Origin of the sequence: Microcoleus sp. Pol8_D6 (assembly GCF_036700965.1) — a bacterium.
Taxonomy (GTDB): domain Bacteria; phylum Cyanobacteriota; class Cyanobacteriia; order Cyanobacteriales; family Microcoleaceae; genus Microcoleus.
This window is the reverse complement of sequence record NZ_JAUBPW010000058.1, coordinates 13,739-27,582: the sequence shown is the minus strand read 5'-3', so window position 1 is coordinate 27,582 and position 13,844 is coordinate 13,739. Positions and strand designations below refer to the sequence as shown.

Here is a 13,844-nt window from a genome sequence, read left to right as displayed (position 1 = left end):
CCCGGTATTCTCATGGGCTATGGCATGGGAAGTATGCTTTATATTGGCATGGCGGCGATGCCAGTACCTGCCGAAAGGCACCATAATTACTCGATTGTGGCACTGTCTTTCTTAGTTGCCGTTATTTCCCAATCTATAAGGAAGTCCGATGTACGACTTGACGAGATTCACTTTAAGGGACATGGCCGAATGCGGGTTGGCTCTACGCCAGTTCGGCTTGGGGGTTGAAAGTATGGAAGAGGCGAGTAACAGAATTGTTAGGTATCTTTACGAAAATTTCTGTACTAAGCCAACTGGTGAGAAATCCTGCGCCCTCGTCCGTTTGTTCAAAACTCACCCTTATGAAGACTTAGAAGTCGAACTTGCCGAGTATGCCCGTAGTATGTTGGACCACTATCCCCCTTTGCCTGGCATGAAGTGCATGAATCTACTGGCAACGGTAGGAGAACAAACGGAATGGAACTCAAGACACACATCCGTTGGACACAAAGCTATTCCACTGGCAAGCGAATCTGTAGTCGCTCAGATGCCGATGATCTCACAACTCATCAGACAGCTCGGCTTAGATATAAAAACAGTTATCAACCCTGACCCGAATCTTTTGGTAGAAATCGAGCAGAGGAAATACAACGTCTTCTATGTACCTGAAGCGATTGGCAGCCCCTATATTCCCGCTCAGGACTCCTTTGTGATTCCCTTCGGAATCAAGTCTGTGTTGGGGTTTGGTGGTCTATTACCTTCAGGCAATATGTTTGCAATTATCATGTTCTTGAAAGTCCAGATTCCCCATAGCACGGCTCAGATGTTCAGCACTCTGGCGCTGAACGTCAAGACAGCACTGCTGCCCTTCTATCGAGGAGTTGTCTTCGCTCAAAAAGATGAATCTGCTACAGCATCTAGGCAAATATTCACAAGAAATACTGAGCAGGAGCTAGCGCAGCTTAAATCCAAAGTAGCGACTTTGACGCAGTTGCTGGATGTTTTTGACCAATCGATCTTTGTACAATCCGATCGACTCGAACAAGCCATAGAGCAACTGGCGGACTCCGCGCAAAAGTTAGATACCCTCAACGAGAGACTCAAGGAAGACAATCTCCGCATGGGTGCTGAATTGGATATCGTGCGTCAGATGCAGCAAATGATTCTGCCCAATGCTGAGGAACTGGAAATTGAAGGACTCGATATTGCTGCATATATGGAGGCTGCCGATGAAGTCGGCGGCGACTACTATGATGTTTTAAACACCGATGGCGTTGTCACTCTGGGCATCGGCGATGTCACTGGACATGGACTCGAAAGTGGCATCTTGATGCTGATGGCGCAAACCGCCGTTCGCACCCTCAAGGAAATCCCCGAAGTAGACCCCGTTCGGTTCCTAGATGCGCTCAACCGCACCCTCTACAAAAACGTGCAGCGCATGAAGTCCGAAAAAAGTCTCACCCTAGCAATTTTAAATTACTCCGAAGGACGGGTCAGCATTAGCGGTCAACATGAAGAAACAATTATTGTGCGCCTTGGTGGACAGGTAGAACGTATCGACACGATGGATTTAGGTTTTCCGATTGCTCTTGACGATGACATTGTTAAGTTCATCAGTCATATTTCAATGGAGCTACACCCAGGAGATGGTATAGTGCTATATACCGATGGTATTCCCGAAGCAAAAGACATTAAGAGAAAACAGTATGGCGTGGAGGCGATGTGTGAAGTCATTAGCCAAAACTGGGATTTGTCTGCTGAGGAAATTAAGCAAGCGGTGATTGACGATTTACGGCGACATATCGGCACTCAAAAAGTGTTTGATGATATTACATTGTTGGTTTTGAAGCGGACCCAATTAGGCGTAGAAAAAAAGTCACACCCTCAAGCCACCGGATTGCTTTAGAGCGATTGCCCATACCTCGAAAAAATAAACTTATGACGTTAAACTGAGAAATAATCGTCGGGGCGATCGCCTTATCCGCCAAATTTACGAATAGGTGGTGAGATGTCTCTAATGCAGCCTCCCCAAAGAGGCTGAATCTGAAAATAAGCTGTTACGCATTCAAATTGGAAATTTTGGACTGGCTAGAAGCCCGTCCCACAAGAGTTTTATTGATTTTTGACACACAGTTTAAATGTAGAACAGCTTCACTCCAAAGCTGTAGTGAACGTCTAAATTTCTCTGATTAAATCTATCTAATGATCTCTTGCATCAAGGTCAATCAAGGGTTCGAGCGCGGGATGAGAGCTCGCTTTATTGACATTAGTGCTTTCGGTCAATTAAAACTCTTCACTCAAAGCTTTTATATATAGGAGCGTAAGGCGCGCCGAGGCGCACCCTACCTAGATATATAAGCAAGGGTAATTTCTATTCCTCTCAAAGCTTTTTTTGCTCTTAAATAGCTTTGTTCTATTTTTTCTTTGAATCAGAAACCTCAGCAATCAAATCGTCTTTATCAACTTTCGGTACAAAATCAGGGCGTTCTTTGGATTCCCAACCAGGTGGGCGCTTGGAGTTGTACCAGGCGATCGAGCCGATCGTAACTGCGGCAATAAAGCCAGCGACAAGAACTAATATTGGGGTCGTCAAGCTGACATCTGTCATGATAGTTAAATCCTTATCTACTCTACTTTTACATTATCTTAAGTGCTAATGCCGTCTGGTTGATATATCGGAAGACAGAAAAATTGACAGAATTGCCGTCATAATGTTTAGAGGTTGAAAATAGGAGAGCTGATTTTATGCCGTTGCCGACAATAGCATTGCTGTTGGCTGCTAGTTTCAGCCTGGGTGCTCTACCGCTAACGGGATGGGCGATGCGAGTGTTTAGCCGCCGAGATTTGAGGGCGCTGGGCACGGGGAATGTGGGTGTGTCGGCAGCTTTCATTCACGGGGGGAAATTAGCGGGAATTGCGGCGGTGTTGGCGGAAATTGCCAGGGGTATTTTGCCAATTTTGGCGGGGCGATTTTTCTTTCCGGATGCACCTGCGATCGCGATCGCCCTGTTAATTCCGCTAGTTGCGGGCAGATATGCGATCGCCCGAGGTGGAGGCGTGACCAACGCTGTTTGGGGTCTTTTGGTATTTTCGCCGCCGGTGGCTGTATCATCGGGCATTTGGGGGCTGCTGGTGTGGGGTTTGGCACAGCGCTGCTGGGGTGAGGGCGATCGGGCGAGACTCTTTGCTTCCCGTTGCGGGTGTCTGTTTACTCCTATCTGGGTTTGGGTGTGGGGACAATCAATGCCCGAATTTTTAGCAGCAACAGGATTAGCTTTGTTGTTAGCAGCAATTAATTTCAATCAGGGTGATGATATGGCTTTATCTAAATCAGAGCAATTGTTTTCTCTTGATGACTCCTTAGATGCTGCAATCTGCGGTGATAAAGCGGCTAAATTGTCTCAACTCAAACGCGCAGGTTTTAACGTACCTGCGGGTTTTATATTGCCATCGAAGGAAGAGGGAAGTTCGGCAACGGATTATGTAACGGATGTAACGGATGGAAGCCAGAAAAAAGAAGTCCGACGGAAGAAGGAAGAAGGAAGAGGGGAAAAGAAAAATGCTGACCATTTGTCAAGTATTGATGTTTTAATCCAAAATCTAAAATCCAAAATCCCAAATCGAATGATTGTGCGTTCTTCGGCTGCGGGAGAAGATGGCGATACGAGTTCTGCCGCTGGACAATATCAAACTATTGGCCCTGTTTTTACTGAAGCAGAATTGCTCGACGGCATTAATCGCTGCCGCCAGTCTTATTGGACTTCCGAAGCTGTGGCTTACCGCCGACAGCGACAATTACCCGACACCCAAATGGCTGTATTAATTCAGCCTTATATTGACAGCCAATTTGCGGGAGTCATGTTCAGCCGCAATCCTTTAGATGGTGGTTCCCAGGTAATTATAGAAGCTTTACCGGGAGGAGCCGAAGCTGTTGTCGGCGGACAATGTACTCCGGTTCATTTAGAAATTGATTTTAGTCAACCTGAATTATTAGAAAAAAAATTAACTGAACTTCAAAGTAATTCAATTATTGCTCAATCGATTTTAACAGAATTGGTGAAACAAGCCCAAGCGATTGAAGCATTTTTTCACGGAATACCGCAGGATATTGAGTGGAGTTGGGACGGGGAAAAAGTTTGGATTTTGCAAAGTCGCCCAATTACTAATTTGCAGCCGTTTTGGACGCGCACTATTGCAGCGGAAGTGATTCCCGGTGCAATTCGTCCGCTAACTTGGTCGATTAATCGGCCGCTGACTTGTGGCGTTTGGGGAGAAATATTCAAGGTGGTTTTGGGCGATCGCGCGATCGGCTTAAACTTTAATGAAACGGCAACTTTGCTCGGTTCTCACGCCTATTTTAATGCGACTTTGTTGGGCGAAATCTTTCGGATGATGGGATTGCCGGAGCAGGGTTTGGAATTTTTGCTGAGAGGGCAAAAAATGGGCAAGCCACCTTTGGGGAAGATTTTGTCTTCTTTGCCTGGTTTGTGGCGTCTGGTGCAGCGGGAGAGGGCGCTGAATGCACAATTTAAGGGCGATCGTACTTCTCTTTTTATCCCAGCGCTGCAAATTATGGAGAAGGAAGAAGGAAGAGGTTCGAGCGAAGAAATATTAATGCCCAATGCCCAACGCCCAATGCCCACTTATCAATATTTGTCGGAATTGTTGGAGAAAGCCGAGCAAATTCAGGAGTGGCTAAAACCGATTACTTACTACAATATATTAGGGCCGATCGGGCTGGCTATTCGCAAGGCTATTTTTCGCGTTTCTGATGAATGGCTGGACAATGATAGCGCTCCTGAAATTGCTTCTGTGAGAGCTTTGCAGCAGTTGGCTCATAAATTGCGCCAAGCTGCTGTTTCGCAGTCTGAAAAAAATGTTTCAGTATCAGATTTAGCACATATATTTGCAGGAACTCCGGCTTTACAAGCAGAATTTAAAAAGTGGCTTGATACTTACGGATATTTGAGCGAGGTGGGAACGGATATCGCTGTTCCTACTTGGCGAGAACAACCGGAAATTTATCAAAAGTTGGTAATAACTATGGCTCAAAAAGCTGAAAATAATTTAATCGAAAAGCGTGAAAGAAGATTGACTTTTTCGCAGAAGTGGCGATTAGATAAATGTCAGGAAAGAGCCATCGTCAAAAACGAAATTAGCGAAATTTACGCGCGGTTGTTGGCTCATTTACGCTGGACTTTTTTGGAGATTGAAGCTTGCGGATTGGCAATGCAGGTGTTTCAGGAAAGCGGAGATATTTTTTATCTGGAATTTGGGGAAATTCAGCAGTGGATTCGCAGCGGTGCGAGTGTTTCGTTTAAGGATACAATTAGGGAAAGGCGCGATCGCCTGGTAGCCGATCGCGATCGCCCGATTCCCCCTGTAGTCTACGGCAATTTGCTGCCAAATTCTCAGAAAAGGGCGATCGAACTTACCCAATCCGCAACTAATATCATCCAGGGAATTCCTGCGAGTATCGGCCGTGTCGAAGGCTTTGTCAAGATTTGCCGAACTGCGAGCACAGATTTAGGAGAAAATGCGATCGCAGTAGTCCCCTACACCGATGCAGGTTGGGCACCGCTGCTATTAGGAGCAACAGCAATTATCGCCGAAGTTGGTGGCCAACTATCTCACGGAGCAATAATCGCTCGCGAGTACAAAATTCCCGCAGTCATGAATATTTCTGAAGCTACAACTCGCTTGCGAGACGGTCAAAAAGTCCGAGTCGACGGGTATCTGGGTACTGTAGAATTGCTCGAATAAACGGGAAGAGGAGTGTAAAAACTTGTTTGTAGTAACGTGAGTTTGACCGTCAGGCGATCGCCCTGGTAAACTCAGAGTGCGATCGGCATTTCTCACTCAACTTTAACTAAAGTGTAAGTAGTTGTATAAAAATAATGTACATCTTCAAAACCCCAGTTTCTTGGAGAAACCGGGGTTCGAGAAATTACCCAGTAGTTGTTAATTAGTCTCACGAACTTCCGGGGTAATTCCTTCAGGTTTTGCTGTTCTAGTCAGAAATTCCAAAATTTCGTCAGGAGTTAGGTTTGGATTCGCCTCAAGCATTAGAGCAACTACACCTGCAACATAGGGAGCAGCCATAGACGTTCCCGGCAGGAATCCATAACCTACGTTTCCCGGCGTAATCGGAATTGTAGATAAGACTTCACGGCCCGGAGCAACCACAAAATTTGTTGGTATCGAACCAGCAGGATTGGAAAAAACTGTTACCTGTTTGCCTGGAAAACTTGTTACTGCTCCGACAGCTATTCCCAAATTATCGAAAGCATAAAATGCGGGAAAGTTTGGTTCGCTAGGGTTGAATTTGTCCCTGTCATTTCCCGCTGACATCACCACAAAAACTCCTTTTTCCTTAGCATATTCTAAGGCTTTCCGTAGATTTGGATCGAGGAAATTTGCTCCGCCCAAACTCATATTAATCACATCTGCGCCATTGTTTACCGCATAGCGAATGCCGTCAATAAGATTTGGAACAGATACATCACCTCCAACACTTCCGACCCTAATCGGCATAATCTGAGCATCATAAGCGACCCCATTCATTTCCAGTGTAGGATTGGGAGAATTGATGTCAATTCCATTTCTTTTAGCCCCAATGATTCCTGCTACGTGAGTTCCGTGAAACCCAAGCTGATCGTTTGAATCTGGGGAGACAGTAGCATCGCCATCTACAAAATCCCACCCATTTACATCATCAGTTTTTTCGTTGAGATCGTCATCAATACCATTCCCCGGAATTTCTGTAGGATTCCGCCAGATATTGCTCTGTAAATCGGGATGACTCAAGTCAACGCCACTATCGAGTACCGCAACCACCACACCTTTACCCGTGTATCCTGCTTTCCAGGCTGGGGCAACATTGAGGAGGTTTAAGTCTCCTATGTTATTCAATTTAGCAGCACTGGTGAGCGGGTTAGCAGCATCCAACTGCGGTTTACCAGTGGCAGCCACAACTGCCGCTGCTGCATCCACCAGTCCGTAGCCAAACAAGCTGTTGAACTTATCTGTTGCCGGTGCAGCTAAGATGCTGAGGTTGTAGGGTGTGCTGCCTACAAAAGGGTTGACGCCGAGATAATAAGTACCTGCTGATAAACCCCTAAAGAAAATTTCCTCTGAATTGTTGCCTTGCTGTTGAGGAACGCCAAGAATTTCACCAAAATCAACCTTGTTGTTATTGTTGACATCTTGAAACAGCATTAAATCCGCATCTGTACCTGTCCACATTCCCCGCAAGTTGACTTGAAGGTTGCTGGGCTGTGGGAGATCAAATTTGTAGAGTTTCGCAGGTTGGTTCTCATCAACAAAGCCGTCCCCCGAACCCTTGACTCCGCTGCTGAATGTACCAAGAGAAGTAACTTGATTCAGCAAAACCTGAATTGGCTTGAAAGTTATATTCAGGTTGTAGCTGGTGTTAGCTCCCCGTACACCTTGTCGAACTAAGACAGAGTACGTACTTGGTAAAGAAAAGCGACTTATCATTACTTCTGGCTCAATTCCCAAATTCTGGGAGTCATAGATTTCCTCTGGGCTCAGGCTACCATCTTGATTAGCATCCCTCGCAAACCGTAAATCAGCGTCCGCACTTAAACCATTGAGTTCTAATGTGATACTACTGGGTGTGTCAGTGGTGAAAGTGTAAATATCTTGGAAGTTGTTTTCACCTACGAAGCCATTCAGCCTAATTGAATTTTTCAGAGTACCGAGGTCTGTTAATCCTACTGCTGCTTTTCGTTCGGTTTGGGGTACAAAAGAGTCATTGCCACTACCACCAATTAGCGTGTCTCCACCCACATTGCTAACCGAACTGTCTTGGTCATCAGAACCTGTAAGTATGTCGCTGCCTTGACTACCGTGCAGCGAGTCTGTTCCTTGACCTCCAACGAGGGTATTGTTCCCAAAGTTGCCAGAGATGAAGTCATCAAAGTTCCCGCCCAATAGAGAATCGTTACCGCTACCTCCTAACAGGAAATTCTGACCGCCACCGCCATTGATCGATTCTGGAGATACCGAACCAATCACAGTATCATTACCTTGTAAAGGCCGCAGTCCTCCGCTGATGGGATTTAAAAGTCCTGGGGTTAGCCTGAAGTAATCAGAATTGGGAGTTAGATCTAAAAAATTACCGTCACTGCTGGAACCATTCATAATCAGATGCTCCTGGTCATCTCAATAGGTATATCTTATCTATGGAAAAAGTTTTAACCCTGAAATCGCAAAGTTTTTTAATAATACTCAAAGAAAATTCTTAGGACTCAGGCAACAATCCTATGAATAGGTTTAACCCTACATCTTGCACCATTCTCAAGAACAGGCAAGATGCCCGTTCCACAAAGAGTAGATTTTCTTGTGAAACAGGCCGGAAAGCCTGTTCCTAAAAGGCTAATTGAGAATGGTGCAAAATATAAGTTTAACCCCACATTCCGCAGGTTTTAACATTAATTGGGGATTTGTTGGTAAGAGATAGTTGTAATTTTTTCTCTACAAACCGAACGCTGATATGTAGAAATATGAGTTTTTATTAAGGAGTATTTCTGGTTTCTCTATATTTATTAATTATCGAGAATATGTTAGGAATTAAATTTCTAGGATGATGTTTGAGCGTCAAAATATTTTTGACTATGTTAAAAACTGCCGAATGTGTGTTTAACGACGGGGAATTGCCCTACAAAACGCTATATAACGCAAGTTCGAAGCGGACGAGTGCAACGGTCAACATAGACTGTTTCTAAAGGTGAGTTCGACGACGGAAATCCGAATTAATTAAAAGTGTAAATAGGAGCCTCTATGTCATACATAGATAGCTTTTGAGCCTGGTATGTATAAGCAATTAGACTTGCTACTAAATTCACCATAAAATTAGCAACGTTGCGAGGGTACTAAGGAGTTTTTTCATGAGAAACTAAAAAGTAGAGTGAGGACTGAAGTCCTCACTACAAAACTATCGGGAACTGCTACTTTCCTAAACTAAGAAATTCTGGACAACATAGTTCCCCACATTTCTACCCGCACTCAAGCCATTTACGTTAGCACTCATGAAATGGATGCCTCCGTAAATGCGACTCATGCCCGATTCGTCGGCCGCTTCGCTGAAGTTCTCGTAGGTTCGCAAACTGTTGACAGATGGATCTCCCCGATCGGCAAAGCCGTAATCCGAACCAAATACAGAACTCATAACAGGATCTGCAGCACCGCTAAAGGTACTGTGGCCCGATGTGTACTCAGGGAACGGCGGAGTAGTTAGCAGCGGCGTCCACAGGGGGTCGGCTGTCGTGTTGGGATTGTTGTCCGTGTCAGCTTGGCGGATAGCTGTCACCGGCCGCCACAAGTTGTACTCATACTTGGCATCCCAGCAACTAATAGCTGCATCGGCCAGAGCAATATTTAGCAGGGCGAACAAGCGGGCGCTATCTTCCAGGGATGTGCCGGTGAGAGTAGCTGTTTCTTCGGCGATTTGGTTCCAGTGGCCCGGAGGCGTAAACGTCCCAGCGCCGTTGGCCCAGAATTTGGCGATCACAGTTTGGTCTGGGGTGCGCGTAAGACTGTCACTTTTGCCAATTTCTTTAACGTAGTTAACTTCCTCTGCGTACTTGGCGCTGTCAAGGGCGGGCGGGCCGGCCGGGCGGAACTGAGAACCGCTAGTCATGGCAAAGGGAGTAACTTCAGCCCACTGTGGTGCCAGCGCGGCCGCAAGGGCAGGGGGAGTCGGCACCCAACTACCGGGTTCGGTTTTGGGGGTGTACTGCACTACTTTCGTGATGCCGTCTGTACTCCGCGAACTGATAATTTGGTCAGCAACTTGCTGTCCGAGGGCAATCCCGTCTTCTTTAGCTTTGCCATCGGTAATTTTAGCTAAAGACGATGCGTATACTTCGTTGAATGTGGCTGCTTGCGCTGGGTAGAGGCTGACTAGGGTGCGGTGGGCTGCGGCTGCTGTCGCGGCTTCTGCTGATGTGCCTACTGGTGCATCTATGTTGACCCGGTAAGGGCTGTATTTTTTGCTGATCGAGTTAACAGCATCGTGAATGGCTGCGTGAACCATTGCCATGTTGCGGGAGGCGAGGGGAGGCGCGGTACTGGCTGTCCGCACTGCATTCAGCATGACTCCGTTCCACTCAATGACAGGGTTTCCCGATAGCTGATTTGTGAATTGGTCGCGGTTGATTGTGTTGCTGTTGACTCCCGCCAATACTACTAAATACTCGCCCGTGAGTTTGTCTTGAATTATAGTGCTGTTGCTGTTGGCACCGGTGCCTTGCTGGATGTTTAAATCTTCAAAGCTGAGGCCGTCTAGCAATCGAATTTTGTCATTGCCGTTGCCGAAGTCGGCGATGTAGTCGGCTGTAGCTACAGTTGGGCCACCGCTGCCTTTAGCAATGGCAAATATATCATCGCCTGTGCCGCCGCTGATGGTATCGCTACCTACACCTGCGTAGATGAGATCGTTGCCGGAATCGCCACTAATTAGGTCGCTGCCTTTCCCTCCCCAGAGGATGTCATTGTCTGCACCACCAACAATCGTATCGTTGCCTTGGTCGCCGCAGATTTTGTCTTTGCCTGCATCGCCTTCGAGATAGTCGTCTCCGCTGTTGGCATAAATTATGTCGTTGCCATCCAAGGCGTTAAATCTGTCTGGTTGGATGGTTCCTTCGAGATAGTCAAATTTAGAACTGGGGTTCAGGGATGCCATGTTTATTTATTGGATATTTTGTTGATTAAAGCGCAAAGGTTCGTACCGTCTGTAGATGCTTAGGTGTATTTACCCCTGATTTAATAGTATTAAACTTTCTGATTGATAAGTAAACGCCACAACCAAGGTTTATTTAATATTTAACGGGCTTTTTATGAAGTTTTGCGCTTTGAATTTGCGTAAAAATACAGACATTGAAACTGCATTAGATACTGCAACGTTGTTAATTTTTTATAAAAAAACGTTTTTTTATCTTTAGATAAAGATAATTTTTACCAGCATAAAAGGTGCGGATTGTGTAACTGAATAAGTATATGTTGATTAAGCACTTCTCAAAGCTGCGATCGGGTCGAGTTTGGCGGCTTGGCGGGCGGGAACAACGCCGAAGAAGAGGCCAACTGCACCGGATACACTGACCGCAAGGGCGATCGCCACGGGTGATATTCCAGCTTGCAGTGGCGTGAAATTACTTACAAGCAAGATACCACCAACACCTACGCAAGTACCGACTATCCCTCCCGCAGCAGATAAAATTACAGCTTCGACAATAAATTGAAATAAGATATCTTGTTGAGATGCGCCGATCGCCTTTCTGAGCCCGATTTCCTGAGTGCGTTCGCTGACGGACACCAGCATAATGTTCATAATCCCAATGCCACCGACTAATAGGGAAATGCTGGCAACAGCAGTTAACATCAGAGTCAAAGCGCCGGAAATTGCCCCCATTCTTGCCATTAAATCTTTCTGATTTCTGACAGTAAAGTCATCTTCGGTAGTAATTTTGTGCCGCAATCTCAGCAAGTTTTCCACCTGAAATTGCGCCGCGTCCATTTGCAATTCATCTTTAATCGAAATAAATATCGACGTGACAGCTAAACCATAGGGAGATTTGCGCCCGACGATGCGATTGGCCATTGTGGTGATCGGCACAGTGGCGGAATTGTCAAAATTCGTACCAAAAGATGTGCCTTTGGGCGCCAATACTCCAATTACTTTGACGCTGACATTTTGGATACGCACCTGTTCGCCCAAGGGATTTGTATTGCCAAAAAGTTTCTCTGCTAATTCTGAACCGAGAACCACAACTTGGTTACTTTGCTTAACATCTAGTTCGGTCAAAAACCGCCCTTTTGCCATTTCAAAGCTTCTGACTTCTAGAAATTCGGGAATCGTGCCAAAAATTAGAGACGAAACATTTTTGTTGCTGTAGCGAACTATTTCGGAACTGTTAAGTTCTGCTGATACGCCTTGAACGGATGGGACTTGAGTTGCGATCGCCTTTGCGTCTGGCAGTACGAGAGTTTGAGGCGCACTTGAGATGGTACTTCGCCTAGCGTTGGGAACTCCAGGCCTCACGATTAATACATTTGTACCTAGGGATTGAACTTGTCCTGCTACAAATTTTTGAGCTCCTTCTCCAATTCCAATCATGGCAATTACTGAGGCGTTGCCGACAATCATCCCGATCATTGTTAAACTGCTGCGAGTTTTGTTGGCTAGTAGCGTTTGACCGGCCATTTTGACGCTTTCAATAAAATTCATAATTAGTTAAAAAGGAAGAAGGAAGAAGGAAGAAGGAAGAAGGAAGAAGGAAGAAGGAAGAAAGCCCTATGTCATGCTTTGCTGTGCGTCACAATCCCAGGGCATTGGGATGGCGGCGCACAGCGAAAATGACACACTTAATAATTAATTACTACAGTCAACAGTCAACAGTCCACAGCCAACCGTCAACAAACTAATTAAGCACTTCTCAATGCCACAATCGGATCTAATTTAGCAGCTTGTTTTGCAGGTACGATGCCAAAAAATAAGCCGATGCTGCCGGAAACACCGACTGCAAGTGCGATCGCCATTGGCGAAACACTAGCTTGCAGGGGAGTAAAAGCAGCTACTAAAAGCACGCCACCGATACCGAATCCAGTGCCGATAGCACCGCCTGCTGCCGACAAAATCACAGACTCGATCATAAACTGAATTAAGATATCTTGCTGAGAAGCTCCGATCGCCTTTCTCAATCCAATTTCTTTGGTACGTTCGGTAACAGAAACCAGCATTATATTCATAATCCCGATGCCACCGACAAACAGCGAAATTGCCGCCACGAAAGCTAACATCAACGTCAAAGCACCAGTAATACTGCCCAACGTCTTCATCAAATCTTTCTGATTTCGGACAGTAAAATCATCTTCCTTAGTAATTTTATGACGCAATCTGAGCAGATTTTCTATTTGAAATTGGGCAGCTTGCATCATAGTTTCATCTTTAATAGCCACCGAAATAAATGTTACTTTTGTACCGTAGGGAGATGAGCGACCTACGATGCGATTTGCCATTGTTGTCAGCGGCAAATAAACATTCATATCTTGATTGTCTCCAAAACTTGAGCCTTTTGCCTGCATGACTCCAATCACTTGAAAGGTGGAGTTTTTGATACGAATGTATTGACCAACTGGCTGTGTATTGCCAAATAATTGTTCGGCTGCTTCCGATCCTAAAGCAACCACATTTTCTTGTCTTTCTAAATCTAATTTGTTTAAAAAACGACCTTGACCCACATCAAAGCTTCTGACTGTCAGAAATTCGGGAGTAGTTCCGACAATGGAAGATGAGACATTTTTATTGCGGTAAGTAACGATTTGACTATCATTAAGAGTTGGTGCGACTTCTTGGACAGAAGGTACTTGAGATGCGATCGCCTCTGCATCTTCCACTACTAAAGTCTGGGGCGGAATCACCGGGCGGGTTTGCGCTTCAGGACTTCCGGGAATAATAAATAGCAAGTTTGAACCCAGAGAGTTAACTTGTCCCTCGATAAATGTTTGAGCTCCTTCGCCGATACCGATCATAGAAATGACAGAAGCATTGCCGATGATAATTCCTAACATCGTCAAGGTGCTGCGAAGCTTGTTTGCCATCAAAGTTGTGACGGCCATTTTGACGCTTTCAACAATATCCATAATTCGATTTTAGATTTGGGATTTTAGATTTTAGATTAGGGAATTGGCATTATTGGTGTCAACTTAATATTTAAACCCATCATAAATCTCGCTTGTAGTCGAGTCTCGCTCCTCCTAAATTCCCCTTAATAAGGGGGACTTTGAATAGTCTTGTCCCCCTCTTATTAAGGGGTGTTAGGGAAGAGCTTGGGGCTTGAAAA

At 45.5% G+C, this 13,844-nt stretch carries 8 protein-coding genes; 3 read left to right on the top strand and 5 right to left on the bottom strand.

Annotation, left to right across the window (positions count from 1 at the left end; all coding sequences use genetic code 11):
• The first annotated feature begins 12 nt into the window (after positions 1-12).
• Together QUA10_RS29165 and QUA10_RS21200 are read left to right on the top strand one after the other, a co-directional pair.
• A complete protein-coding gene (locus QUA10_RS29165) occupies positions 13-228 on the top strand; it encodes an MHYT domain-containing protein (protein WP_445251695.1) in 216 nt (71 codons plus the stop codon).
• Positions 149-1,885, top strand: a complete 1,737-nt coding sequence (locus tag QUA10_RS21200; RefSeq protein ID WP_333084469.1) for a PP2C family protein-serine/threonine phosphatase — start codon at positions 149-151, stop codon at positions 1,883-1,885. The genes QUA10_RS29165 and QUA10_RS21200 overlap by 80 nt, the downstream gene beginning before the upstream one ends.
• A 507-nt stretch (positions 1,886-2,392) precedes the next feature.
• Here the strand turns inward: QUA10_RS21200 and psb35 are convergent.
• Complete coding sequence (psb35, locus tag QUA10_RS21195; protein ID WP_333084467.1) at positions 2,393-2,587, bottom strand: photosystem II assembly protein Psb35; 195 nt, start codon at positions 2,585-2,587, stop codon at positions 2,393-2,395.
• Positions 2,588-2,724: 137 nt separating this feature from the next.
• Between psb35 and QUA10_RS21190 the strand changes: the two genes are divergently transcribed.
• Positions 2,725-5,742 (top strand): glycerol-3-phosphate acyltransferase, encoded by a 3,018-nt coding sequence (locus QUA10_RS21190; protein WP_333084465.1) that lies wholly within the window; start codon positions 2,725-2,727, stop codon positions 5,740-5,742.
• 198 nt (positions 5,743-5,940) lie between these two features.
• Here the strand turns inward: QUA10_RS21190 and QUA10_RS21185 are convergent, their stop codons facing one another.
• The 4 genes from QUA10_RS21185 to QUA10_RS21170 all read right to left on the bottom strand — a co-directional run bounded on the left by QUA10_RS21185 (position 5,941) and on the right by QUA10_RS21170 (position 13,644).
• A complete protein-coding gene (locus QUA10_RS21185; RefSeq protein WP_333084463.1) occupies positions 5,941-8,145 on the bottom strand; it encodes a S8 family serine peptidase in 2,205 nt (734 codons plus the stop codon).
• Positions 8,146-8,959: 814 nt separating this feature from the next.
• Positions 8,960-10,687 carry a chemotaxis protein CheB gene (locus QUA10_RS21180; protein WP_333084461.1) on the bottom strand — a complete coding sequence of 576 codons (1,728 nt, stop codon included), beginning with the start codon at positions 10,685-10,687 and terminating at the stop codon, positions 8,960-8,962.
• 321 nt (positions 10,688-11,008) lie between these two features.
• Entirely contained in the window at positions 11,009-12,229 is a 1,221-nt protein-coding gene (locus QUA10_RS21175; protein ID WP_333084460.1) for an ABC transporter permease, read from the bottom strand.
• 197 nt (positions 12,230-12,426) lie between these two features.
• A complete protein-coding gene (locus QUA10_RS21170) occupies positions 12,427-13,644 on the bottom strand; it encodes an ABC transporter permease (RefSeq protein ID WP_333084459.1) in 1,218 nt (405 codons plus the stop codon).
• Positions 13,645-13,844 lie beyond the last annotated feature (200 nt).